Source organism: Streptomyces sp. NPDC041135, assembly GCF_055592085.1.
Genome location: NZ_JBVIYZ010000020.1, coordinates 26004 through 51133, shown reverse-complemented (window position 1 = coordinate 51133; position 25130 = coordinate 26004). Strand labels below are relative to the sequence as shown.

22 protein-coding genes are annotated in these 25130 nt (G+C 70.6%); 12 read left to right on the top strand and 10 right to left on the bottom strand.

Annotated features, from left to right (window positions below; all coding sequences use genetic code 11):
- The first annotated feature begins 42 nt into the window (after positions 1–42).
- A complete protein-coding gene (gene cmdF, locus ACZ6CZ_RS30385) occupies positions 43–1662 on the top strand; it encodes a tyrosine 2,3-aminomutase (RefSeq protein WP_107427486.1) in 1620 nt (539 codons plus the stop codon).
- A gap of 103 nt (positions 1663–1765) precedes the next feature.
- Here the strand turns inward: cmdF and ACZ6CZ_RS30380 are convergent, their stop codons facing one another.
- The 3 genes from ACZ6CZ_RS30380 to ACZ6CZ_RS30370 all read right to left on the bottom strand — a co-directional run bounded on the left by ACZ6CZ_RS30380 (position 1766) and on the right by ACZ6CZ_RS30370 (position 4814).
- Positions 1766–2047: a phosphopantetheine-binding protein gene (locus ACZ6CZ_RS30380; RefSeq protein WP_073771969.1), complete on the bottom strand. Its 282-nt coding sequence runs from the start codon at positions 2045–2047 to the stop codon at positions 1766–1768.
- Between the two features lie 44 nt (positions 2048–2091).
- A complete protein-coding gene (locus tag ACZ6CZ_RS30375) occupies positions 2092–3474 on the bottom strand; it encodes a condensation domain-containing protein (protein ID WP_073771968.1) in 1383 nt (460 codons plus the stop codon).
- 68 nt (positions 3475–3542) lie between these two features.
- A complete protein-coding gene (locus ACZ6CZ_RS30370; RefSeq protein WP_073771967.1) occupies positions 3543–4814 on the bottom strand; it encodes an MFS transporter in 1272 nt (423 codons plus the stop codon).
- A 280-nt stretch (positions 4815–5094) separates the two neighbouring features.
- Here ACZ6CZ_RS30370 and ACZ6CZ_RS30365 point away from each other — a divergent pair, with 280 nt between their 5' ends.
- Entirely contained in the window at positions 5095–5517 is a 423-nt protein-coding gene (locus tag ACZ6CZ_RS30365) for an SgcJ/EcaC family oxidoreductase (protein ID WP_073771966.1), read from the top strand.
- Positions 5518–5738: 221 nt separating this feature from the next.
- Positions 5739–6575 (top strand): alpha/beta fold hydrolase, encoded by an 837-nt coding sequence (locus tag ACZ6CZ_RS30360; protein WP_073771965.1) that lies wholly within the window; start codon positions 5739–5741, stop codon positions 6573–6575.
- A gap of 84 nt (positions 6576–6659) precedes the next feature.
- Here the strand turns inward: ACZ6CZ_RS30360 and ACZ6CZ_RS30355 are convergent, their stop codons facing one another.
- The 7 genes from ACZ6CZ_RS30355 to ACZ6CZ_RS30325 all read right to left on the bottom strand — a co-directional run bounded on the left by ACZ6CZ_RS30355 (position 6660) and on the right by ACZ6CZ_RS30325 (position 15232).
- The gene (locus tag ACZ6CZ_RS30355) at positions 6660–8243 is read right to left on the bottom strand and encodes a 4-hydroxyphenylacetate 3-hydroxylase family protein (RefSeq protein ID WP_073771964.1); all 1584 of its coding nucleotides are present in this window, start codon (positions 8241–8243) and stop codon (positions 6660–6662) included.
- Between the two features lie 41 nt (positions 8244–8284).
- Positions 8285–8494 carry a DUF6052 family protein gene (locus ACZ6CZ_RS30350; protein ID WP_145800750.1) on the bottom strand — a complete coding sequence of 70 codons (210 nt, stop codon included), beginning with the start codon at positions 8492–8494 and terminating at the stop codon, positions 8285–8287.
- Positions 8463–9773: a phenylacetate--CoA ligase family protein gene (locus tag ACZ6CZ_RS30345; protein ID WP_073771962.1), complete on the bottom strand. Its 1311-nt coding sequence runs from the start codon at positions 9771–9773 to the stop codon at positions 8463–8465. The genes ACZ6CZ_RS30350 and ACZ6CZ_RS30345 overlap by 32 nt, the downstream gene beginning before the upstream one ends.
- 82 nt (positions 9774–9855) lie before the next feature.
- A complete protein-coding gene (locus ACZ6CZ_RS30340; protein WP_073771961.1) occupies positions 9856–11421 on the bottom strand; it encodes an MFS transporter in 1566 nt (521 codons plus the stop codon).
- Between the two features lie 43 nt (positions 11422–11464).
- Positions 11465–12463 carry a dTDP-glucose 4,6-dehydratase gene (gene rfbB / locus ACZ6CZ_RS30335; protein WP_073771960.1) on the bottom strand — a complete coding sequence of 333 codons (999 nt, stop codon included), beginning with the start codon at positions 12461–12463 and terminating at the stop codon, positions 11465–11467.
- Positions 12460–13842: a nucleotide disphospho-sugar-binding domain-containing protein gene (locus ACZ6CZ_RS30330; RefSeq protein WP_468858556.1), complete on the bottom strand. Its 1383-nt coding sequence runs from the start codon at positions 13840–13842 to the stop codon at positions 12460–12462. Before ACZ6CZ_RS30330 ends, rfbB begins: the two co-directional genes overlap by 4 nt.
- A 43-nt stretch (positions 13843–13885) precedes the next feature.
- Positions 13886–15232: an FAD-dependent oxidoreductase gene (locus tag ACZ6CZ_RS30325; RefSeq protein WP_468858554.1), complete on the bottom strand. Its 1347-nt coding sequence runs from the start codon at positions 15230–15232 to the stop codon at positions 13886–13888.
- 259 nt (positions 15233–15491) lie between these two features.
- Between ACZ6CZ_RS30325 and ACZ6CZ_RS30320 the strand changes: the two genes are divergently transcribed.
- The 9 genes from ACZ6CZ_RS30320 (at position 15492) to ACZ6CZ_RS30280 (ending at position 25129) form a co-directional block, all read left to right on the top strand.
- Positions 15492–16070 (top strand): dTDP-4-dehydrorhamnose 3,5-epimerase family protein, encoded by a 579-nt coding sequence (locus ACZ6CZ_RS30320; protein ID WP_073771957.1) that lies wholly within the window; start codon positions 15492–15494, stop codon positions 16068–16070.
- A 98-nt stretch (positions 16071–16168) separates the two neighbouring features.
- The gene (locus ACZ6CZ_RS30315) at positions 16169–17491 is read left to right on the top strand and encodes an acyltransferase family protein (RefSeq protein WP_073771956.1); all 1323 of its coding nucleotides are present in this window, start codon (positions 16169–16171) and stop codon (positions 17489–17491) included.
- 18 nt (positions 17492–17509) lie between these two features.
- Positions 17510–18181 carry a 2-amino-4-deoxychorismate dehydrogenase SgcG gene (gene sgcG / locus ACZ6CZ_RS30310; protein ID WP_073771955.1) on the top strand — a complete coding sequence of 224 codons (672 nt, stop codon included), beginning with the start codon at positions 17510–17512 and terminating at the stop codon, positions 18179–18181.
- A complete protein-coding gene (locus tag ACZ6CZ_RS30305; RefSeq protein WP_079190683.1) occupies positions 18178–19632 on the top strand; it encodes a phenylacetate--CoA ligase family protein in 1455 nt (484 codons plus the stop codon). Before sgcG ends, ACZ6CZ_RS30305 begins: the two co-directional genes overlap by 4 nt.
- Before the next feature lie 15 nt (positions 19633–19647).
- The gene (sgcD, locus tag ACZ6CZ_RS30300; RefSeq protein ID WP_331720955.1) at positions 19648–21129 is read left to right on the top strand and encodes a 2-amino-4-deoxychorismate synthase SgcD; all 1482 of its coding nucleotides are present in this window, start codon (positions 19648–19650) and stop codon (positions 21127–21129) included.
- Complete coding sequence (locus tag ACZ6CZ_RS30295) at positions 21126–21788, top strand: anthranilate synthase component II (RefSeq protein ID WP_073771953.1); 663 nt, start codon at positions 21126–21128, stop codon at positions 21786–21788. The genes sgcD and ACZ6CZ_RS30295 overlap by 4 nt, the downstream gene beginning before the upstream one ends.
- 72 nt (positions 21789–21860) lie before the next feature.
- On the top strand, positions 21861–23018 hold the full coding sequence (locus tag ACZ6CZ_RS30290; RefSeq protein WP_468858546.1) for an epoxide hydrolase family protein: 1158 nt from the start codon (positions 21861–21863) through the stop codon (positions 23016–23018).
- A 105-nt stretch (positions 23019–23123) separates the two neighbouring features.
- Entirely contained in the window at positions 23124–24395 is a 1272-nt protein-coding gene (locus tag ACZ6CZ_RS30285; protein ID WP_073771951.1) for a class I SAM-dependent methyltransferase, read from the top strand.
- Positions 24395–25129 carry a class I SAM-dependent methyltransferase gene (locus ACZ6CZ_RS30280; protein WP_073771950.1) on the top strand — a complete coding sequence of 245 codons (735 nt, stop codon included), beginning with the start codon at positions 24395–24397 and terminating at the stop codon, positions 25127–25129. The genes ACZ6CZ_RS30285 and ACZ6CZ_RS30280 overlap by 1 nt, the downstream gene beginning before the upstream one ends.
- The last annotated feature ends 1 nt before the right edge of the window (position 25130 follow it).

The window sequence follows — 25130 nt, the reverse complement described above, 5'->3', positions numbered from 1 at the left end:
CTGACCTGTCGTACACCGGCCTCGGCCGCTACCCATGGAGTGATGGCATTGACTCAAGTCGAGACCGAGATCGTCCCGGTTTCCATCGACGGCGAGACCCTGACCGTCGACGCCGTACGCCGCGTCGCGGAGGAGCGCGCGGCGGTCGACGTACCGGCCGAATCCATCGCGAAGGCCCAGAAGAGCCGGGAGATCTTCGAGGGGATCGCCGAGCAGAACATCCCCATCTACGGGGTGACCACGGGGTACGGCGAGATGATCTACATGCAGGTCGACAAGTCGAAGGAAGTCGAACTGCAGACCAACCTCGTCCGCAGCCACAGCGCGGGCGTCGGCCCCCTGTTCGCCGAGGACGAGGCGCGGGCGATCGTCGCCGCCCGGCTGAACACCCTGGCCAAGGGCCACTCCGCAGTACGCCCCGTGATCCTCGAACGCCTCGCGCAGTACCTGAACGAGGGCATCACCCCGGCCATACCCGAGATCGGGTCGCTGGGGGCGAGCGGCGACCTGGCGCCGCTCTCCCACGTCGCGAGCACCCTCATCGGCGAGGGCTACGTCCTGCGCGACGGGCAGCCGGTGAAGACCGCCCAGGTGCTGGCCGAGCGGGGCATCGAGCCGCTCGAACTGCGCTTCAAGGAGGGGCTCGCGCTGATCAACGGCACCTCCGGGATGACCGGTCTGGGCTCGCTGGTCGTCGGACGCGCCCTGGAGCAGGCCCAGCAGGCCGAGATCGTCACGGCGCTGCTCATCGAGGCAGTACGCGGCTCGACCAGCCCCTTCCTCGCGGAGGGGCACGACATAGCCCGGCCGCACGAGGGCCAGATCGACACGGCGGCCAACATGCGGGCCCTGATGCGGGGCAGCGGGCTGACGGTCGAGCACGCCGACCTGCGCCGCGAGCTGCAGAAGGACAAGGAGGCCGGCAAGGACGTCCAGCGCTCGGAGATCTACCTGCAGAAGGCGTACTCGCTGCGGGCCATCCCGCAGGTCGTCGGCGCGGTGCGCGACACCTTGTACCACGCGCGGCACAAGCTGCACATCGAGCTCAACTCGGCCAACGACAACCCGCTCTTCTTCGAAGGCAAGGAGATCTTCCACGGGGCGAACTTCCACGGTCAGCCGATCGCGTTCGCGATGGACTTCGTGACCATCGCCCTCACCCAGCTCGGCGTCCTGGCCGAGCGGCAGATCAACCGGGTCCTCAACCGTCACCTCAGCTACGGCCTCCCGGAGTTCCTCGTCTCCGGGGATCCGGGGCTGCACAGCGGATTCGCCGGCGCCCAGTACCCGGCCACCGCGCTGGTCGCCGAGAACCGGACGATCGGCCCGGCCAGCACCCAGAGCGTCCCGTCCAACGGGGACAACCAGGACGTGGTGAGCATGGGCCTGATCGCGGCCCGCAACGCCCGCCGGGTCCTGTCGAACAACAACAAGATCCTCGCGGTGGAGTACCTGGCCGCCGCCCAGGCGGTCGACATCTCCGGCCGGTTCGACGGCCTGAGCCCGGCCGCGAAGGCCACGTACGAGGCGGTGCGCGCGCTGGTTCCGACGCTGGGCGTCGACCGGTACATGGCCGACGACATCGAGCTGGTGGCCGACGCGCTGTCCCGCGCCGAGTTCCTCCGGGCGATCACCCGCGAGACGGACGTCCAGCTGCACTGACCGCACCCCGGCACCACATGGCTGAGGCGGTTCACCCGGTGCCGGGTGAACCGCCTCAGCCATGTGGTGCCGGGCGCCGCGGGGAGACGGCGCCCGGCGCGTCTCACCCCGTCCCGGAGCCGTCGGTCCCCGCGGCCTCGGCCGTGCGGACGACCGCCGCGATGAAGGTCGGCAGATCCGGGTCGTCGAAGAGGACGCCGATGTCGACCCAGAGGTCCAGCTCCTCCTGGATGCGCGTGGCGATGCGCACGGCGGAGACCGACTGCCCGCCGAGCTCGATGAACGTCGCGCCTTCCTCACCGGACGTGCCGAGAACACCCGTCCAGATCCGGGTCACCTTCTCCTCCAGCGAGGATCCGGCCGTTGTGTCGGAAACGGTGGACACTGGCTTTCCTTTCTTCGGGCGGGTTCGCCGCTGCCGGAGCTGGGTCAGGAGGTGAAGGGGGCGTCCGGCCGGGCCACCGACTTCTCCAGCAGGTCGAGGTAGTCGGCCAGGAAGGCCGCCATCGTCTCGTCCTTGAAGCGGTTGGTGTTGTACCCGAGGCTGCCGGCCATGGAGCCCGAGGGGTCGATGTGGATCGACCAGAGCACCCCGTCGGGGATGTCGGAGCCCTCCGACTGCGAGAGCTGCCGCTCCCAGATCTTCGAGTACGTCAGGTCCCCGGCCTGCTCGGGCCCGTCGGACGCGGGCGCGTGCACCGCCTGGAAGACCGAGATCTGGTGGTCGTCGGAGGCCGCCGACGCCATCAGCTCCGGCACCTCGGGGATCAGCCGGGAGAACGGCAGCTCGTGGGTGAACGCCTCTCCGCAGGTGGTGCGGGTGCGCAGCACGACGTCGCGGAAGGAGGAGCACCCGGAGAGGTCGGTGCGCAGCGGCAGGAAGTTGATGAAGGACCCCACGGTGTCCTCGAACCGGGAGTTGTTGCGGCCCCCGGAGAAGGTCGGCACGGTGATGTCCAGCTCACCCGTCCTGCGGTGCAGCAGCACCTGGTAGGCGGCGAACATGGTCATGAACGGGGAGCACTTGGCCGCCCGCGAGAACTCCACGACGGAGTCGGCCAGCTCCCCGCGCACGGCGAACCGCTGCCACGCGGTGCCCTTGGGCAGCCCCGCCGAGCGCGGCATGTCCGTCTCGAGCCCGATGATCCGCGCCCCCTGGAGGCGCTTGCGCCAGAACTCCTTCGAAACCGCGACCCGCGGCGCCTCCGCCGCCTCGCGCTCCCAACGGGCGAACTCCGCGTGCTGGGTCGGCTCGGGCAGCGCGGGAACCGGGTTCCCGCGCCTGGCGGCGTACAGGTGGAGCAGGTCGCGGGCGATGACGTGCATGGCCCAGGCGTCCGCCGCGGTGTGGTGGGCTATGAGGACCAGCACCGAGTCCTTCTGGTCGAAGCGCCCGAGGACGGCGCGCAGCAGGGGCAGTTCCCGCACGCTCAGACCGGTCGACTCGACCTCGTTGAGCAGTTCCTCACCGCGCCGCACCCGCTCCGACTCGTCGACGCCGCCGAGGTCGCGCACCTCCAGCGAGGCGGGCCCCGCGGGCAGGACCTCCGGACGGTGCGTGCCGCCCTCGCGGACCAGCGAGGTGCGCAGGGCCTCGTGGCGCACGACGACGTCGCCCAGCGCCTCGCGCAGCGTCTCCTCGTCGATCCCGCCGGTCAGCCGCCAGGCTCCGACGATGTGGTACATGGGGCCGAACGGGCCCACGTCGGCGCCGTCGTTCCCGCTGTCGAACATGCACAGGAACTCCTGGTGGAAGGAGAGCGGCGGCGCCGTACCGTCCTGGGACCGGTCGGTGGTGTCGGACGTCGTCATGGTGTCAACCTCTCATCGGGAACGTCGCCGGCGCTCGGTGCCGGACGGGGTGACGGAACAGCGGACGGTCACCCGACGGGGCGGGCGACGGCGGGTTCGGGCACCGGGTCGCCGCCCGGGGCCGGCTGGGCACGGAAGAGCCGTCGCTCCCACAGGGTGGCCGGCCAGACGAGCAGGACCGCGGCCATTACGGCGGCGATGAACCAGCCCGAGGCGCCCCGGTCGTCGGAGTAGGCGGCCAGCAGCGGCCCCGCTCCGCCGAGGAGCGCGGTGGTCGAGGCGTGCGGCAGGCCGATGCCCAGGCCGCGTATCTGCGGAGGGAAGATCCTGGAGAGCATCTTGGGCAGCACCATGGTGACACAGCCGAGGAAGATCACTCCGGTGCTGTAGGTGAACGCCAGGCTCGCGAAGGAGTCCTGGACGGTGAGGTAGGCGTACGAGCCCACGGCGGCGAAGACGACGCTGGAGACGATCAGGAACCTGCCCGGCTCCACCCGGTCGGCGAGCAGCCCCAGGGGGACCTGCAGCAGGATGACCGAGCCGGTCACGCAGACCACCACCCAGAACATCGTCTGCGATCCGATCAGGCGGTGGCCCATCGCCGGGACCGCGGTCGACCACGTTCCCCCGATGACGCCGAGCCCGGCCACGAACATCACGGCCAGCACCACCTGGCGGCGGTGAGCGCCTATCAGTTGGCGCAGTGAGCCGCGCCGGGCCCGGGGGCGCACCTCGCGGCGGAAGACCTCGGTCTCGGTGAGCCGGCGGCGCAGGACCAGCAGGATCACGCCGAAGACGCCGCCGAGGAGGAACGGCACCCGCCAGCCCCATGCCTCCATCGTCGCGGTCCCCAGCCACACGCCGAGACCGGCGCCGAGCAGCGAGGCGACGAAGGGGCCCGCCATGGTCGTCACGGAGAAGAGGCTGCTGTAGAGGCACCGGCGGTTCTTCGGCGCGATCTCCATCAGGTAGGTGGCCGCCGCCGTCCACTCCCCGCCCGAGGAGACGCCCTGGGCGAGCCGGGCGAGCAGGAGCAGCAGCGGGGCGATGATCCCGATGTGCTCGTAGGTGGGGACGACGGCGATCAGCGTCGAGCCGCCGGTCATCAGTCCGATCGCCAGCATCAGGGCGGGCCGGCGGCCGCGCCGGTCGGCGAGGCGGCCCAACAGGATTCCGCCGATCGGCCGGAACAGCATGCCCGTGCCGAAGACCGCGAACGCGCCGAGCAGGGAGGTGAACTGGTTGGACGAGGGGAAGAACTGGGCTGCGAAGAGGGGAGCGAAGAGCCCGTAGGCGAGCCAGTCGAACGACTCCACGAAGTTGCCCACCACCGTCGCCACGACGGAGCGTCGGTGCGATTGACCTGGCTGCACCGATCCATTGACAGCGGGCATCGAGCCTCCGTGCGTAAACGTGTGCGAAGTCCTTGACACCGCAGATCGTCGCACCGGGTTCCGGGCCTCAGCTTCTTCCAGAATGCGCGACTTGTTCTGGCCGTGAAGTGACTGGCGTGGGGCGCAACGCAGGAGATGCCCGGCGGCGGGGCCGACTGCCAGCGTCGGGCCCAGGCAGGTCTGACGGCCGTGCCGAAACCGCCATCCAACGGACGGGAACCGAGATATGACCAGCACCGACTCGACCACCTCCGCTCCGAACGCGGCCCTGGCCGCGGTAGCCGCCCTGCCGGGGCGCATCGTGGCCGCGTGGGCCGACCACGACGCCGACCGGTTCGCCGACGTCTTCGCCGAGGACGGGACGATGATCCTCCCGGGCCTCTACCGGAAGGGCCGTGAGAACATCCGCACCCACATGGCGGCCGCGTTCGCGGGCCCGTACAAGGGCACGCGCGTCATCGGCAGCCCCATCGACGCGCGTCTGCTCGGCGACGGGGTCGCTCTGCTGATCACCGAGGGCGGCATCCTGGCCCCGGGTGAGACCGAGGCGAGCGGCGACGGCGCCGTCCGGGCCTCGTGGCTGGCCGTCGAGCAGGACGGGCAGTGGCGTCTGGCCGCCTACCAGAACAGCCCGCGCGGCAACGACTGACGAAATCGCCGTCCCTTTTCCGCCACACGGAGCACTGAGCATTCCTGAAGATGCGAGCCGCGCCTGAGGACACGACAATGTCCGGAAGGTCCGGGCACGCCGTCGTGCAGCGGCCGGCGTGCCCTCCGGACCCCTCAATTCCGGCAGGACCGACTACTTTCCCGCCGGACGCCGGTCTCTATTGTCGGCAGCACGCCCCACAACGTGATCTGAGGGAAAGCATGTCTTCAACCCGCGAGAAAGCAGCCAAGGTGGAATCGACGACGGTATCGGCCGACGGCACCACGATCGCCTTCGACAAGTCGGGCGAGGGGCCGGCGGTGATCCTGGTGGCCTCCGCCCTGGCCGACCGCTCCGACGCCAAGAGGCTCGCCGCTCTCCTCGCCGAGCACTTCACGGTGGTCAACTACGACCGGCGGGGCCGCGGCGCCAGCGCCGACGGTTCGGCGTACGCGGTCGAGCGCGAGATCGAGGACATCGCGGCGCTGATCGACCAGGTCGGCGGTTCGGCGTCCCTGTTCGGCAGCTCGTCCGGCGCGGTGCTCGCCCTGCGAGCCGCCGCCGCCGGCCTGAAAGTGAACAAGCTCGCAGTCTACGAGCCGCCGTTCTCCGTCGCCCCGGACGGCTTCGGCCCGCCCGCCGGCTTCGCCGGGCAGATCGACGCCCTGCTGGCGGAGGACCGGCGCAGCGACGCGGTCAAGGCCTTCATGGTCAAGGCGCAGGGCATGCCCTCGTTCATGGTCGGCGCGATGCGCCTGATGCCCGGTGTCTGGTCCAACCTCAAGGGTCTGGCCAACACGCTGCCCTACGACATCGCGGTCATGGGCGACACCCAGCAGGGCAAGCCGCTCCCCGCCGAGCCGTGGTCGGCGGCCTCGGCTCCGACCCTGGTGCTGACCGGTTCCAAGAGCCCCGAGGGCTTCCAGCGTGCCGCGAAGGAACTCACCGGAGTGCTCCCCGACGCGAGCCACCGCACGCTGAACGGGCTCAACCACGGCGCCGTGGCCATGGCGCCCAAGAAGCTCGCCCCCGAGCTCATCGAGTTCCTGCGCGGCTGAGTCCCCCTCCTCACCCGACGGCGTACGTGAAGCGGCCCCCGGACATCTCGTCCGGGGGCCGCGGTACGTCGTCGGCGGGGGCGGCTACCGTCCTCCGAGCAGGTCACGGGAGGCGGAGCGCAGGTCCGGGAACGACTCCAGGTCGGGAGCGGTCCAGCCGTCCAGGTCGTACTCGTCCATGCAGGCCTGGGCGAAGTCCTTGTAGGAGTCCAGTTTGCCGCTCGCCGTCTGCGAGAGCAGCAGTTCGATCCGGGTGTTCTCGTGGTTGCCGGAGTAGTTCCGCTCGTAGAGTTCGTGGCGGCCGCCGAAGTCGGAGCCCACCGCGTCCCACAGCAGCTTCATCACCTTGACCCGCTCGTCGGCGCCGGCGCCGTCACTGCCTCGGAGGTACTTCTCCAGGTAGGGGCCGGTCTCGGGGTTGCGGAAGTCCTCGGTGGAGGAGTTGACGTACATCAGTCCACTGGCCACGTCCTGCTGGACGATCTCCAGCACCCTCGGATAGCCGATCTGCATGAACCAGCGGTAGGCCATGCCCGCCTGGGGGTTGGGCAGGAGCGTGCCGTTCTTCCAGGGGACGGGGTTGCGGGCCGCCGCGTCCGACAGCGACCAGAAGAGGTTGCGCCAGGCCAGGACCTCGCCCAGCCGGGTCTGCACGCCGCGGAAGTCCTTCGCCCCGGTGATGTCCAGCGCCTTGGCCAGCAGTCCGGCGATGAACTCCAGCTTCACGGCGAGCCGCGTGCACCCGTGGAAGGTGGCCCGCTCGATCATCCCGGACTGCCCGGCGAGGAGGTGCACCTTGCCCAGGTTGCCGTAGACGAACACGTTCTCCCACGGGATCAGCACCTGGTCCAGGACGAGGATGGCGTCGTTCTCGTCGAGCCGTGAGGAGAGCGGGTTGTCGAACGGGCTGCCCGTCATCGCCGCGGTCGCGGAGTAGGAGGGCCGGCAGATCACCTTGAGTCCGTCCGCGTCCATCGGCACGGTGGCCACCAGGGCGAACTTCCGGTCCTTGATGGGAAGTCCCCAGTGCGAGATGAACGCCGCGTGGGTGAGGGCCGAGCCGGTCGCGACGACCTTGGCCCCGCTCACCACCAGACCCGCGTCGGTCTCCCGCTCGACGTGGATGAAGACGTCGCCCACCTCGTCGGCCGGCAGCGACCGGTCCACCGGGGGGTGGAGGAAGGCGTGGTTCCAGTACAGCACCTTCTCCTGCGACTCCCGGTACCAGCGCCGGGCGTTGTCCGCGAAGGGCTCGTAGAAGTCGGCGTTGGCCCCCAGCGTGCCGAGGAACGACGCCTTGTAGTCGGGGCTGCGCCCCATCCAGCCGTAACTCTTGCGCGCCCAGGACGCGATGGCGGCCTGGTCCTTGACCAGGTCGTCGACACTGCGCGGCGCGGTGAAGAAGCGGTGGGTGAACCCGTCTCCGGAATCGGTGGGCGCCGTCAGGACCGCCTTCTGGTCGGGGTCGTGAAGGCTGTCGTACAGCCGGGCCGTCATCCGGGCCGGGTTGTGGAACGCGGGATGCGCGGTGACGTCCTTGACGCGGTTGCCGTCGAGGTACACCTCCCGCGCGTCCCGCAGACTCTCCAGGTACTCCTCGCCGGTCAGCGGCCGGGTGCCGGAACTCTCATCGGCCGGGCTCGTTTCGCGCTCTGCACCGTGGGACACCGGTCTCCCTTTCGTCTGACCCGGCGAGCCGGGGGATGGGTTCAGGCCACGAGGCTGTCGTCGTGCCCCCGGTAGTAGTCGAACTCCACGGCCTGGCCGTCCAGGGCGATGCGGAGTTCCGCGCGGGCCGCCCTGACCGCGGCGAGCACGGCCGGGACCGTGCAACTGCGCTCCAGCACGCCCAGGCTCCGGTAGCTCCCCAGGAGCTGCTCCACCTGCTCAGGCCTGAGGGGCGAGTTCGCGCTCGTCATGAAGTCGTGCCGCCTTCCACTTCGATCGGGGGAGGCTGCCCGCGGGGGTCAGCTCCACCTGGGGCCGTATGCCTATCTCACGCTTGAACTCCTCGGTGATGCGGCCGCACAGGCTCTCGCCCGCCTCGCCCGAGATGTCCCCCGCCTCGACCTTGACGTGGATCGTGTCGAGTCCGCGGACGGTCCTGATGGACGAGTGGAACTCGTTCACCTCGTCGAATCCGCGCAGCACGTCCTCGATCATCACCGGGGTGATCGAGACCCCGCGTATCTTGCGCATGTCGTCCACCCGCCGCAGGATGCCGCCGTCGTAGAAGTCCCACGTCCGGCCGCAGCCGCACTCGGTGTGGGGCCGCTTGACCACGACGTCCTCGGTCCAGTGCCGGAAGAGCTGCATCCCCTCGCGGTTCAGCCCGGTGGTGACCCGGACGCCCTCCTCGCCGTAGCCGACGGGCTGTTCGGTCACCGGGTCGAGCACCTCCTCGATGCACGAGGGCTCGATGATGTGGCAGGCCTCGCGTCGGGCGGTGCACTCGAACATGAACACCCCGCCGAACTCGGTGGTGCCCGCGGCGTTGAAGACCCGGGCGCCGAAAGCCTCCTCGATGGTGCGGGTGGTGAAGGCGGAGCGCGGCTCCGCCCCGGCCAGGATGATCTGGACGTTCGCCTCGCGGGCGAGGTCGACGCCCATCTCCCGGGCCGTCTCGATCAGCCGCATCGCGTAGCTCGGTGTGAGGCCGAGCACCTCGATCTGGTAGTCGACCAGCAGCCGTACCCGGGAGCGGGAGTCGAGGCCGCCGGCCGGGATGACCGTGGCTCCCATGCGCTCGAGGCCGTAGTGCATGCCCCAGAAGCCGGCGAACAGCCCGTACCCGAACGCCACCAGGCCCTTGTGGTGCGGGCGCACGCCCATGCTGTGGAGCGCCGTGCAGAACGTGTCCACGCACCAGGCCCAGTCGCGTTCGGTGTCGAACGTCCGGATGGGGGGGTTGCCGCTGGTCCCGCTGGTCTGGTGGTGGCGCACCCCGAGCGCCGGATCGAGCGAGGGCCAGGTTCCGTACGGGGGAGACGTGGCTTCCGCGGCGAGGAGATCGGCCTTGCGCAGGAGCGGAACCCGCGCCGCGTAGTCCTCCATGGAGGTGATGTTCTCGGGGAGACGTTCTCGCCAGAAGGGGGAGAGCCTTCGGGCGTGGTCCATCGCGGCCTGAAGCCTGCGCCACTTCCACTGTTCAAGTTCCTGGCGGGGCATGGTCTCCGCCGTGCTGTTCCAGTACTCCACTACGCCTCCGTTGCCGTGCACGTGCACCCCAGAAGGTGATCCTCATGCCTCGACGGCGGCCCGTGCATCTCCGGAAATGCGCTCATGTGGCTGGTTGCGCGTCGTTCTCGGCCGGCTCCTCGCCGTGCCCGTGGTCCATCGCGGAGATGTCCCGCAGCCGGGTGCCGATCAGGACGGCCAGGGCGACGGAGAACACGGCGCAGACGGCGGCGACGGACTGCACGCCGCTGGTGAAGGCCGCGCGTGCGGAGTCCAGCAGGGCGCCGGCGCTGTCCGGTCCCAACTGCCCGGCCGTGTGCAGGGCGCCGGCGATACTCTCCTGCGCGGCGTCGCCGGCGGCGGGCCCGGCCTCGTCCGGCACCTCGACCCGGGCGCTGTACACCACGGTGCTCAGACTGCCCAGACCCGCGATGCCGAGGGCGACGCCGAACTCGCCGCCGGTGGCGGACAGCGACGAGGCGGCGCCGGCCTTCTCCGGAGGCGCGGCCCCCATGATCGCGCCCGTGGTGATCGGCCCCACCGGGGAGGCGCCGAAGTAGATCAGGGTGGTGGCCGTGATGAGGAGGACGGTGTCGTCGCCGTCCACCCGGGTGATCAGGAGCTGCCCGACGGCCGCGATCAGCAGGCCGCCCAGCAGGACCCGGGACGGGGGCATCCGCTGGGCCAGCAGGTTCGACACCTGCACGCCCACCACGAGCACGCAGGCCGGGATCAGGAGCCACAGTCCGGCGGCCAGCGGGGAGTGGCCGGCGATCGTCTGGAGGTACAGGGCGACCATGAGGCCGGTCCCGCCCATGATGACGGCGTTGACCATACTGACCGTCAGTCCGGCCCGCAGCGTGCGGTCGGCGAAGAGGCCCAGGTCCAGCATGGGGTCGGCCAGCCGCCGCTGGCGCTGGACGAACAGCGCGCCGAAGACCACGCCGAGCACCACCGCACCGGCGGCGAGCGGATCCCACCCGCTCCGGGCGAGCTCCTTCAGCCCGTAGATCACCGGCAGCACGGTCGCGAGGGAGAGCACCGCGCTCAGCAGGTCCAGCCGCCCGGCGTCCGGGTCGCGGGACTCGGTCAGCAGCACCGGTCCGGTGACCACCACCAGCAGCATCACCGGCACGGCGATGAGGAACACCGATCCCCACCAGAACGCGGCGAGGACCAGACCGCCCACCGCGGGCCCGAGGGCGACCCCGGCCATCATCGCGCTCGCCCACATGGCGATGGCGGTGCCCCGCTCCTTGGGGTCCTGGAACATGTTGCTGATGAGCGCGAGCGTGGAGGGCATCACCGTGGCCCCGGCGACGCCGAGCACGGCGCGGCTGACGACGAGCATCTCCGCGCTGTCGGAGAACGCGGCGACGGCGGACACGACCGCGAACACGGCCGCGCCGCCGAGCAGCAGTCTGCGGCGGCCGATCCGGTCGCCGAGGGTGCCCATCGTCACCAGGAATCCGGCGATCGCGAATCCGTAGATGTCGGTGATCCACAGCTGTTGCGTACTGCTCGCGCCGAGGTCCTCGCTCAGTTGCGGCAGGGCCAGCATCAGGACGTTGATGTCCAGCATCAACAGCATGGTGGGCAGGGAGAGGACGGCGAGAGCGATCCACTCCCGCCGTCCGGCGCGGGGCGTCGGCTCCTTGACGGCTGTCACGGAGGTGGCTCCTTTCCTGGGGGGTGCTGAGCAGTGCGTGCCGTCAGCCGACGGCGTCCAGGAGGCCGGCCGCGGCCTTCAGCGGCTGCCACCACGGGCGGTTCTCGTGGTACCACTTCACCGTCGCGGCCAAGCCGTCCTCGAAGGCGACCAGGGGCTCGTAGCCCAGTTCCTGGTGGATCTTGGTGATGTCGAGCGAGTAGCGGCGGTCGTGCCCCTGCCGGTCGGCAACCCGGTCCACGCAGGACCAGTCGGCGCCGCACGCGGTGAGCAGCAGGTCGGTGAGCTCCTCGTTGGAGAGTTCGGTGCCGCCCCCGATGTGGTAGACCTCCCCGGCCCGGCCGGAGTTCATGACCATCTGGATCGCCCGGCAGTGGTCGGACACGTGCAGCCAGTCCCGGCGGTGGGCGCCGTCCCCGTACAGGGGCACCCGCATGCCGTCGAGGATGTTGGTGACGAAGAGCGGGATCACCTTCTCGGGGTACTGGTAGGGCCCGTAGTTGTTGGTGCACCGGGTGACGACGACGTCCAGGCCCCGGGTGCGGTGCCAGGCCAGCGCCATCAGGTCCGAGCCGGCCTTCGACGCCGCGTAGGGGACGTTGGGGGCGAGCGGGGTGTCCTCGGTCCACGAGCCGGAGGCGATCGAACCGTAGACCTCGTCGGTGGACACGTGGACGAACCGGCCGACGCCGTGCCGCAGAGCCGCCTCCAGCAGCGTCTGGGTGCCGAGCACGTTGGTCGTGACGAACCGGGTGGCGGTGTCGATCGAACGGTCCACGTGCGACTCGGCCGCGAAGTGGACGACGACGTCGTGGCCCGCCACCACCTCGTCGACCACGCGCGGGTCGACGGTGTCGCCCTGGACGAAGCTGTAGCGCGGATGGGCCGCGACGGAGATGAGGTTGGCCGGGTTGCCGGAGTACGTCAGCTTGTCCAGGACCGTCACATGGGCGTCCTCGGTACCCGGCAACTCGCCGCGCAGCGTGGCCCGTACGAACTGCGAGCCGATGAAACCGGCTCCGCCCGTCACCAGCATCCTCATCGGGTCGCCTCCTCGTCATGGCGATGACGCTTCGTCAGTTCTACCAGGAGGGGCACGAGTTCGACCGGGCTGGGGGCCGAGTTCCGGTCTTCCCGGATCCTCTGCGCGCCTTCGCGGAAGGAGGGTTCGGTGAGCACCCTGCGTAGTGCCTCACGGATCTGTCCGGCGGACTGCTTCTGGTGGTCGATGCGCACTCCCGCCCCGTAGTCGGTGACGACGCGGGAGGTGAGCGTCGCGGTGAGCTGCTTCTGGCAGGTGAAGTCCCACGCGATACCGCCCGGGGTGTCCTCGCCGAACAGCAGCAGGGGCTCGTCGGTGTCGCAGACCACCTGGGGCAGCCCGGCGGCGCTCGCCGCGGCGAAGGTGCCCGTCGATCCGTGGTGGATGACGGCCGAGCAGGTCGGCAGCAGCTGGTCGAGCGGTACGTAGTCGAGGGTGTGGACGTTGTCCGGCAGGGGCCCGCTCTCCGCCAGTTGGTTGTCGTTGAGCGTGGCGATCACCTCGATGTCCAGCTCCGCGACCGCTTCCAGCAGCTTGGCGGTGCGCCCCCAGTCGCCCTTGAGGAACGCCCGCGCCGACACCCCGAGCGACAGCGCCACCCGCGGCCGCGACGGCCGGGCGTACAGCCACGTGGGCATGACGCTGGCGCCGGTGTAGGGCACGTAGCGCACCGGGACGTTCGTAAGCCGGGTCGGCGGGTTCATCGGCGCCGGGAACGGATTGACCGTCCACTGCCCGAGCAGGAGGTCGTCGTCGACCTCCACCCCGTACCGCTCCGCCAGCGGCCGCATCGTCTCGGCCAGGGGATTGGCGACCCTCGCCGCGGGCCCCGCGGCGGCGAACCGCTCGGTGACCCAGCCGGTGTAGTCGGGGGCGACGAGCACCCGCGCGTGCGCCGCGCCGGTGACCCGTGCCGCGACGGCGCCGGAGGGGAACCAGGCGTCCCACAGCACCAGATCGGGCTGCCAGACCCGGGCGAACTCGATCACCTGGTCCACGTCCTGCCGCGGCCGGGGCGGGTGGTAGTCGCGGATCGCCAGCAGGGTGAAGTGGTAGAAGACGTCCCAGGTGGGGCGCTCCTCGTCGCTGATTCCGAGCGCGCGCACGAAGCTCTCGGACTCTGCCGCGGTCGGCAGCATCGCCGCGTAGCCGGGGTCGTCGCGGTCGTGGACCGCCAGCGGCTGAGGCTGCCCGCAGGTCACCGACTTCAGGCCGGCCGCGGTGACGGCCTCGTGGAAGTCGGGGTCGGCCACACCGGTGGGATAGCCCGGGGGCGCCACGACGCACACCTCGTGGCCGGCGCTCTGCAGGGCCCAGGCGTAGGGCACCAGGGGCAGGAAGTGCGCCCGCGCCGGGAAAACCGTGATCATCACCCGCATGTCGGCTCCAGCCCCCGGCGGCCGGCCCGGACGGCCCGCGCGGTCATACGGCCGCCCCCGACTGCTTGGCCGAGGAGTTCCGCATGACCCGCATGGCGAGGCCGGGCCGCATCAGGGCCTGCGGGGGGTCCACCAGTCCGGCCACCCGGAAGAACGCCCCGGTCACCTCGCCGTCGACGGCCGCCGCCGCGTGCAGGCGGGCCATGTAGGCGTTGGCCATCTTCACCTTCATGGTCCGGGGGCCCTCCACCCCGGGGAAGTTCAGGTCCGCTCCGGCGGCGATGTCCCACGGGACGTCGATGACCGTGGAGATGCGCCGGAAGAAACGCAGCGCGTCGGGGACCGGGGCGTCCCGCAGGTGGTCGCGCAGCGCCACGGCCTCCAGCGCGGCGACCGTCATGCCCTGGCCGTAGACGGGGTTGAAGCTGCACACGCCGTCGCCCATGACGAGGAACCCTCCGGGGAAGCGGCGCAGCCGCTCGTAGCGGCGGCGGACGCTCGCCGGGAAGCGGAAGGTGACCGGTTCGTCGAGGGGCTCGGCGTCGCGGACGGCCCGGTAGATCTCCGGCGCGGCCAGCGACTTGGCGAAGGCCAGGAAGCCCTCGCCGTCGGTGGGCGGGTGGTCGCCGAGGATTCCGGTCAGGGAGAGCTGGGAGCTGCCGTCGGCGAGCCGGGGGAAGAACGCGCCGCGGGGGTTGCTCGGCGACGCCACCGGGTTGATCGACAGGTCCGTGCCGTACGGGTCTTCCTTGAGCTTGAAGTGGCGCGTGGTGTAGGCCAGGTCGATCTTGAAGCGGTCCTCCGCGGGCCGCTCGTACCCGAACTCCTCCAGCCAGGCGGGGGTTCGCGAGCCGCGCCCCGTGACGTCGACGACGAGGTCGGCCTCCAGGTGCGCGGGAGTGTCCGTGCCCGACTCGTCGACCACCTCGACGCCGGTGACGCGGCTGCGGTCGGCCGAGGCGGTCAGGCCGCGGATGACGCACCCGTCCATGATCGTCACCTGCGGCAGCGCGGCGACCCGGTCGCGCACGTGGGACTCCAGCTCGGGCCGCGTGGCCGAGACGCTGATCAACCCGGTGTTCGAGGGCTGGAGCCGGCGGCCGTTGAAGTACCACCGCAGGTTGCCCGCGATGTCCCCGGCGGGGATCCCGGCCGAGGTGAGTTCGGTGTCGAGACCGGGGAAGAGCTCGTTGAGGATCTGCTGCCCCTTGGCCAGCAGGGCATGGGCGTGGCGGCCGTGCGGGACACCGCGGCGCTGCTCCTTGCCGCCCAACCGGTCCCGGTCGATCACCAGCACTTCCTTGTACGTCTCGGACAGGACGCGCGCGGCGAGCAGCCCCGCCATCCCTGCACCGAGGACTACCGCGCGGTCACGGGCGTGCTTGGTCATCTGCGGTCCGCCTCCGTTGGCTCCGATGGCTCCGATGGCTCCGATGGCTCCTGTGGGCCGTCGTCCGGGCAACCGGGCCTCGGACCGTTGCATCGTCACGTCGCGTGTCACCGACCTGCATCTCCCGGTGTGCTGAGCTGGGACGGCCGGGCGCCGCACGCCCCTGTCCGCCGCGCCGCCCGCCTAGACTGCGGCGTTTCGACGGGCCCGGCGGACCCTTCGGCCGCCTCCCGCGAGTCGTCGAGAGAAGGGACGAGCGATGAAGCCGATCGGGATCTCGGGAGCGTGGACGGACGAGAAGAAGATCTTCCGCGACGAACGGGGCTCGTTCCGCGAGTGGTTCCAGGACGAGCCCTTCCGCCGCACCGTCGGCCACCCCTTCGATCTGCGGCAGGCGAACTGCGCGATCTCCTCCCGGGGAGTGCTGCGCGGCATCCACTTCGCCGGAGGCGTACCCGGCCAGGCCAAGTACTTCAGCTGCCTGCGCGGCAGGGTGCTCGGCGCCGTCGTCGACATCCGGGTGGGGTCGCCCACGTTCGGGGACTGGCGGACCGTCGAACTCGACGAGGCCACGGGGCGGGCGCTGTACGTCTCCGCGGGCCTGGGCTTCGGTTTCCTCACGCTGAGCGACGAGGCGGTGATCGCCTACCTGTGCTCGGCGGCCTACGACCCCCGGCTCGAACATGGCTTGAATCCGCTGGATCCGGAGGTGGGCATCGGCTGGCCGCCGGAGGTCACTCCGATCCTCTCGGAACGGGACTCCTCGGCCCCCGGTCTGACCGAGGCGGGGCGGCTGGGGTGGCTGCCTTCCCACTCCGGCCGAAATAAGTCGTCCTGAGCACCGGAACAGCACGATTGGAGATGCGGCTCACACGCCGCAGACCTGACTATTTCGGGAAGTCAACGAGCAAGTGCCAAGGGAAAGGGGACTGTTCCATGGGGGACGTCCTTCGCGACACAGGTGGCGCAAAAAGTAAGCGAATACCGAAGTTCGAGGGACTGCGAGGTGTCCTCGCACTGGGTGTGGTCGTCTACCACGTCGCGTTCCAGGCCGGAGTGGGCAGCTTCGTCGGTGAGCCGGGCAAACCGTTCTGGGGCGTCCTCGCGGACGGTCTGGGGGTCTGCCTTCCCCCCTTCTTCGCTCTGTCCGGAATGATGCTGTACAAGCCCTACGCCCGCGTCACCATCAGCGGGACGAAGCGCCCCGCCACCGGACGGTTCCTCAAGCGCCGGGCCCTGCGCATCCTGCCCGCCTACTACCTGTTGCTCGTCTTCGCGATCCCCGGCTACAACTGGTTCGAGATCGACAGCGTCAGCGACGTCCTGCGGCCCGTGCTCCTCATGCACTTCTACCTGCCCGAGGGGCAGCCGATGCACGGCATCGAGCCCACCTGGACGGTCCCCGCCGAGTTCACGTTCTACCTGGCCCTGCCGCTGATCGCCTGGATCGGCCACCGGCTCGCGCGGGGCGGAAGCACCCCCGCCCAGAAGGCCCGCCGCCTGCTGCTGCCCCTGGCCGCGCTGGAAGTCATGGCCATCGGCTGGGTCACGTACACCAACCTCCCCTCCACCGGCGCGACGATGCAGTGGTACTGGCCGCCCTACTACGCCGGCTGCTTCGCCGCGGGCATGGCGCTGGCCATCTACGCCGCGTACGCCGAGGCGCTTCCCGGGACCCCGGGCTTCTACCGGTTCGTGATCCGGCGTCCGCTGGTCTGCTGGGCGCCGCTCATCCCCCTGTACCTCCTCTACGCCACCAAGCCCATCGGCATCCCGGGCCTGGGCGACAACGCGGCCCTGGCCCAGGAGCTCGTCGACCACTTCATCCTGACCGCCTTCACCCTGCTGCTCCTGGCGCCGATGACGGTCCCCGGGGCAGAGTCCCGGTTCTCGGACGCGCTCTTCACCAGCAAGCCGATCCTCTTCCTCGGCCAGATCTCCCTCGGCGTCTACCTCTGGCACGAGATCGTGATCAACCTCTGGCTCAGGAACGGCAGCATCTTCGGCAAGTCCCCCGTGCCAACGCCCGAATTCCGAGGTGACATGGGGTTCTGGGAACTGTTCCTCTTCACGATCTCGATCAGCGTCGTGCTGGCGACCATCAGCTTCTATCTCGTGGAGAAGCCTCTCATCAAGTTCGGCGAACGCGGCGGGCCACCGCGGGGAAACCTTCCTCCCGCCCCCGCCGAGCCGGCTCTGCGGATCCCGGACCAGCGTCGGCCCGACAGTCCCGCGGAGCCGACCGCCGAGCGCACCTGACTCCCCAAGGAGGCCCCCGTGAGCGCACAACTCAAGATCCTCGCGATCAACGGTTCGGAACGTGACGGCAACACCGCCGACGTACTGCGGCATGCGGCACGCGTCGCCGAGAACCGCGGCGTCGACTTCGAGACCGTCGACCTGCGCTCGATCAGGATGGAGCGGTGCGGGCCGTGCGGCGACTGCAACGACAGGCCCGTGGCCTGCACCCTGGCCGACGGGGTGCCCGAGGTCGTGGCGAAGATGGTCGCGGCGGACGGGATCATCTTCGCGGCGCCCGTGCACGGCTTCGGCACCGCCAGCCTCATGCAGACCTTCATCGAGCGCGCCGGCGTCGGATATCTGCGCTTCGACCGGCCGCTGAGCAACAAGGTCGCCGGGATCATCTCGGTCGCCCGGCGCTACAGCGCCGGTGAGGTGTGGGCCCAGCTGACCGTCAACGCCCTGCTCAACCGGATGATCCTGGTGGGCAGCGGTTTCCCGGCGACGGTGCACGCCCTGCACCGGGGCGACGCGCTCAAGGACGAGGAGGGCCTCACCAACGTCTCGCGCCTGGTCGAGAGGATGACGGACATGATGGAGCTGCTCGACGAACACCGCCGGCTCTCCGGCCGTTCGGACGCGCTGGCCTCCGGCGAGGTCAACGAGCGGGTCGGCCTCGCTCTCAACGAACTCCAGGCGCAGCCGTGAGAGACGACCGGCGGCCCGGTCCCGCCCGGACCGGGCCGCTGGGCGCCGAAGCGGACGACGGCTTCTGGTCCGCCTACGGGCAGGTGAGCGACGCGTTCTACCGCGGAGACCTCACCGCCGCCGACCGCGAGCGCTGGGAGAGCGAACGGCTGACGGCCGTACTGCGCCACGTCACCCGGCGCTCGCCGTTCTACCGCCGCCACCTGGCCGGCGTGGACGTCGAGGCGGTCACCCCCGCGAACCTGGCGGAACTGCCCTTCACCACCAAGGACGACCTGCGGCGGGAGATGCACGACGTCCTGTCGGGTCCGCTGCACGAAGCGCGCATCTACTACGAGACCACCGGAACCACCGGCGCCGCCACCCCGTGCCCGCGCGGCGAGAAGGACATCGCGACCAGCAACATCGCCGTCCGGGAGTCCTGGCGCCGCATGCTGGAGGCCCGGTTCGGGGACCGGATGCCCGTCGTGGGCCTGATGGGGCCGTCGGAACTGTACGCGTTCGGGGACGTGTTCACCGCGGTGGCGGGGGAGCTGGGAGCCTGCCACGTCAAGATCTGGCCCGAGTCCCCCAGGGTGGGGTTCCGCAAGGCGCTGCGGCTGATCGAGGAGCTGGAGGTCGAGGTCGTCGTCTGTGCTCCGGCCCTGTGCCTGAGCCTGGCCAAGGCGGCCCTGCACTACGGCTACGACCTGGCCGACCTGCCGGTGAAGCTCTTCCTCACGCTGGGGGAGATCTGCACCCCTCAGTTCGCCGACAACGTGGCGACCCTGTGGCCGCAGGCCGTCGTGCGGCCCACGCTCTACGGCTCCCAGGAAGCCCTGTGCATCGCCACCGGCGCGGACACCGGAGCGCTCCACCTCGCCCAGCCCAACTACCTGGTCGAACTCGTCGAACCGGACACCGGCGCCGTGGTCGGCGACACCGGTGAGGGCGAACTCGTCCTCACCATGCTGGTGGACGGCATCAAACCGCTGATCCGCTACCGTACCGGGGACCTGGTCCGCATCCTTCCGGCGAGCCCCGGAGACCCGCTGCCGGGCCCGCGGATCCAGGTCATCGGCCGGGTCTCGGACCGCATCCCCCTGGGCGATGTGACCCTCCAGCCCGCCGAGCTGGAAGCCGCGATCCTCGACGGGGTCGGCGGCTGCCTCGGCTACCAGGTCGTCATCGACCGGCAGGACGACGGCAGCGACGCCGTCACCGTGCGCATGGACCTGCTGGCCGGCGCCGACGGGGAACGGCAGGGCATCGGCGAGGCCGTCGCCGCCAGGCTCCGGGAGCGGACCGGGGCGCACGCCGGCATCGTCGTGGACACCGACCTCGACCCCGTGACCCACACCGGCTCCTTCGTCAGTTGGAAGGCCGCGCGCGTCGTCGACAACCGCTCCGGCCCCGACCGGGCGGTACTGACCGCCCGTCAGGTGGCACACCGCTACGCCATCACCACGTGATCCGGAGGACCCAGGATGACCGACCAGTGCATGGTCTCGGCCCCGGTGCGGGTGCGGACACGACGCCTCGATGTGAAGGAGACGGGCTCCCTGCCCGCCTACCGCGCGCTGGCCGAGCACTTCGGCCCCGACGAGGTCTACCTCCTGGAGTCCGCGGCCGGCCCGAGCCGCGACCGCAGGCACCAGTTCGTCGGCTTCGGCGCGCTGCTCTCGCTCTCGGTCACCGACCGGGCGGTGCGCGTCGAGGGCGTACCCGCCCTGCAGGGCCTGCTCCTGGAGCGGGCCGGCGCGCTGCTGGAGGACGGCCCCCAGGGGCTGCGGCTGCGTACCGCGGCCGGGTTGTGGTCGCTGCTGCGGGCCATGCGGGACATGTTCGACGCCGAGGGGTCCGCGTCCGGCTTCCGCTTCGGGTTCCTCGGCTTCTTCGGGTACGACACGGCCCGCTACATCGAGGAGCTGCCCCACCTCATCGAGACCCGGCCGGACCTGCCCGACGTACGCATGGTCCTGCACCAGGGCAGCGTGGTCACCGATCTCGCCACCGGCCGGAGCGAACTGCTGCTCCACGAGTCCCCGTACTGGCCCGCCCTCGCGGCGGAGACCGTCACCGGGCTCCTCGCCGACGCCGAGCGGTCCTGGCCCGACCCGTCCGTCGACGGATTCCCCGCCTCGGCGGTCACCGACGACAGCGCCCCCGAGGTGTTCGCGAACGACGTCGAGCGGTGTTTGAAGCACATCGCCGTCGGCGACGTCTACCAGGTGCAGATCGGCCACGAGCTCTCCATCCGCTCGGCGGCCGACCCCGCGGACGTCTACCAGCGCCTGCGCCGGCGGAACGCCTCCCCGTACATGTACCTGGCGGGCATCGACGGGCACCGCCTGATCGGCGCCAGCCCCGAGCTGTTCGTACGCATCGAGGACGGCGAGGTCACGATGCGGCCGATCGCGGGCACGGTGCCGCGGTCCGGCCCGGACGGCGGCACCGCCGCGGGAGTCCGGCTGCGGTCCGATCCCAAGGAGATCGCCGAACACACCATGCTGGTGGACCTCTGCCGCAACGACATCGGACGGATCGCCCGGCCGAACACGCTCGACGTACCCGACCAGTTGGACGTGGAGGGCTACTCCCACGTGATGCACCTGGTCTCCACGGTGGTCGGCCGGGCGCGGGCGGACACCGACGCCTTCGACAGCATCGCCGCCCTGTTCCCCGCCGGCACCATGACGGGCGCACCCAAGATCCGCGCCATGGAGATCATCGAGTCCGTCGAGCGCAGCCGCCGCGGCCTGTACGCGGGGGCGCTCGGCCTCCTCGACGTGGGCGGATACACCAACCTCGCCCTGTGCATCCGCACCCTGTTCCACCACGAGGGCGTCTACCGCACCCGGGCCTCGGCCGGAATCGTCGCCGATTCCGAACCGGGGGCGGAGTGGACCGAGACGCTGGCCAAGATGAGCGCCACGCACTGGGCGGTCACCGGAGAGGAGTTGCTGTGAGCTTGCGGTCTCCCGACGGATCGGGGGGAGGCGCCGACGCCCCGCGGGTCCTGGTGGTCGACGCGTTCGACAGCTTCGTCGACATCCTGCGCCAGTACCTGATGTCCGCCGGCGCGGAGCCGGTCATGGTGCGGTCGCACCGCATGACCCCGGACGAGATGGGGCTGATGCGGCCCGACGCGGTCCTGCTGGGACCGGGCCCCGGCCACCCCGACACCTCCGGGCACGTCGAGATCGTCCAGGCGTTCGCCGGCCGGGTTCCGCTGCTCGGGGTGTGCCTGGGCCATCAGGCCGTCGCCCGCGCCTACGGCGCCGCCACCGTCCCCGCCCGGCATCTCATGCACGGAAAGACGAGCCGGATCACGCACGACGGGCGCGGAGTGTTCACCGGGCTGCCCGCAGGGTTCTCCGCGACCCGCTACCACTCGCTGATCGTGCCGGAGGGCACGGTCCCGCCGTCCCTGGAGGTCACCGCGCACTCCACGGACGACGGCTACGTGATGGGCCTGCGCCACCGTTCGCTGCCGGTGGAGTCCGTCCAGTTCCATCCGGAGAGCTTCCGCACCGAACACGGCATGCCGATGATCCGCAACTTCCTGGCCTCCATGCGGTCCTTCACCGCACGGGACTGCGCGGCCGCACCGGCCGAAGCAGCCTGAGCACGGTCCCCGATCACGGCGGGACGGCCGCTTCGCGCCGCCCGCTCCCACAATCACGAGGGTGGATTCACTGTGCGTCCCTTCCGTATCGAGATCGCCCAGTCCGACATCGACGACCTGCACCGCCGGATCGACGCGACCCGGTGGCCGTCGGAGATACCCGGATCCGGATGGGACCGCGGAGTACCGCTGTCCTACCTCAAGGAGCTCACCGAGCACTGGCGCCACGGTTACGACTGGCGGGCCGCGGAGACCGAGCTGAACGCGTTCCCCCAGTTCGTCACCACCATCGACGGCGCCGACGTGCACTTCCTGCACGTGCGCTCGCCCGAGCCGGACGCGGTCCCGCTGATCCTCACCCACGGCTGGCCCGGCTCGGTGGCCGAGTTCCTCGACGTCATCGGCCCCCTGAGCGACCCGCGCGCACACGGCGGCGACCCGGCGGACGCGTTCCACGTGGTCGTCCCCTCCATGCCGGGCTACGGGTTCTCCGGCCCGACGACCGAGCCGGGCTGGGACGTGCGGCGCATCGCACGCGCCTGGGCTGAGCTGATGAACCGGCTCGGCTACGAGCGCTACGTCGCCCAGGGCGGCGACTGGGGCAAGGTCGTCTCGCTGGAGCTGGGGCTGGCCGACCCCGAGCACGTGGCCGGCGTCCACCTGAACATGCTGGTGACCTTCCCGCCGCAGGACGACCCGGAGGCCATCGGGCGCCTGGACGAGAGCGACCTGGGCAAGCTGGCGCACGGCGGGGAGTTCGCCGACACCGGCATCGGCTGGCAGCGCATCCAGGCCACCCGACCGCAGACCCTGGCCTACGGGCTCACCGACTCGCCGGTCGGCCAACTCGCCTGGATACTCGACAAGTTCCAGGAGTGGAGCGGCGGCAAGAACGTGGAGGAGGCCATCCCGCGCGACCGGCTGCTCACCCACGTGATGATCTACTGGCTGACCGCGACCGCCGGGTCCAGCGCCCAGCTGTACTACGAGTCGGCTCGCGGCATGGCGGACTTCGCCCGCACCTGGGGCGGACCCTGGCCCCTGAGCGCCCCTGTCGGCGTCGCGGTGTTCCCGGACGACGCCACCCGGCCGATCCGGTCGTTCGCCGAGGGCATCCTGCCGACCCTGACGCGGTGGACCGAGTTCGACCGCGGCGGGCACTTCGCCGCCATGGAGCAGCCGCAGCTCCTCGTCGAGGACGTCCGGGCGTTCACCCGTCCGCTGCGCTGAAGCACTAGGGCACACACGAAGTGGAGCGCCCGTCGGCCGGAACTCTAGATTGACGTCCCCGGACCGACGGGCCCGATGCGTCGGCTTTCGCCGTCAGGAGACTTCATGCTGGAGAAATGCAGGCGGGACGAGACCTGCCGTGTATGCGGTGCGGACGACTGGACCGAGGTCATCTCGTTCGGTTCGCTACCGCTCGCCAACGGTTTCGTCGACCCGGCCGACGCCGACGAGGCGCAGGACGTCTTCCCGCTCGACGTCATCGTGTGCCGGTCGTGCCGGCTGATGACGCTGCGGCATGTCGTCGACCCCGAGGCGCTGTTCAAGCACTACGTCTACGTCTCCTCCGACTCCGACCAGATCCGCGAGCACATGGCGCACATCGTCGAGCTGGCCACCCGCCGGGCGGGCCTCGCCTCCGGCGACCTGGTCGTGGAGCTGGGCAGCAACGTCGGCACCCAGCTCGCGATGTTCCAGGAGGCGGGCATGCGGGTGGCCGGGGTCGACCCGGCGGCCAACCTCGCCGAGATCGCCAACGCGCGGGGCGTCCCCACCGACCCGGACTTCTTCGGCCCCGGCCCCGCGGGCCGCATCGCCTCCGAGCAGGGCCGGGCCAAAGCCGTCATCGGCCGCCAGTGCTTCGCGCACATCGACGACGTACACCGCATCCTGGACGGCGTCGACGCGGTGCTCGACGACGACGGCGTCCTGGTCATCGAGGTGCCGTACCTGCTGAACCTGCTCGACGAGAACCAGTTCGACACGATCTACCACGAGCACCTGTCGTACTTCTCCCTGCACACGCTGCGCCACCTCTTCGGCATGCACGGCCTGCGGATCATCGACGTGGAGCGGGTCGCCGTCCACGGCGGTTCGATCGCCGTCGTCGCCGCACGCGAGTCGGCCGCGCGGACCCCGGAGCCGTCGGTCGCCGCGCTGCTCGGCCTGGAGGAGGAGCGCGGACTGCTGACAGAGGCCCCCTACCGGGCCTTCGCCGAGCGGGTGACGCACGTGACCGAGGCGGTGCGCACGCTCGTCCGCGGCCTGGCGGCGGACGGCCACCGCGTGGCCGGCTACGGGGCGCCGTCCAAGGGCACCCAGCTGCTGATGGCCTGCGGCCTGACCGCCGACGACATCACCGTCTGCGGCGACACCACGCCCCTCAAGCACGGCAAGCTGCTGCCGGGAAACCGCATCCCCGTCCTTCCGCCGGACGAGGTCGCCGCCACCGAACCGGACTACTACCTCCTCCTCGCGTGGAACTACACCGAAGAGGTCGTCCGCAAGGAGCGCCGCTTCCTCGAGGCGGGAGGGAAGTTCATCGTTCCCATCCCGGAGCCCAGGATCATCTCCGCCCAGTCAGCGAAGGAGCTCGTCTGATGGAGTACGGCCCCGAGCACGCGAAGTTCTACGACCTCGTGTTCCGCAGCCGCGGCAAGGACTTCGACCTGGAGGCCCGCGGGCTCACCGAGCTGATCCTCGCCGACCGCCCCGACGCCGTATCGCTCCTGGACGTCGCCTGCGGCACCGGCGCCCACCTGGAGACGCTCGCCACGCTCTTCGGCCACGTGGAGGGCCTGGAGTACGCGCCCGCGATGCTGGAGCAGGCGGCCGGCCGGCTGCCCGGCGTCCCGCTGCACGCCGGCGACATGCGCTCCTTCGACCTGGGCCGCACCTTCGACGCGATCACCTGCATGGGCAACGCGCTCGGCGAGATGGGGTCCGTCACCGAGCTCAAGGCCGCGGTGTCGGCCATGGCCCAGCACCTGAACCCCGGCGGTGTCCTGGTCGCCGAGCCCTGGTACTTCCCCGAGAACTTCCTCGACGGGCATGTCGGCGGCCATCTGCACCGTGAGGAGGGCCGCGTCATCACGCGGATGACGCACTCCGTGCGCCAGGGCGACAAGTCGCGTCTGGAGGTCCGGTTCCGGGTCGCGGACGCCTCCGGGTTCAGCGAGTTCTCCGAGGTCCTGACCTCCAGCCTGTTCACCCGCGAGCAGTACGCCGACGCCTTCGAGTCGGCGGGCCTCTCGGTGAGGTTCGTGCCGGGCTTCCGGCTGGCCGACGGCCGGCCCAACAGCCCCGGCCTCTTCGTCGGCGTGCGCACGGCATGAG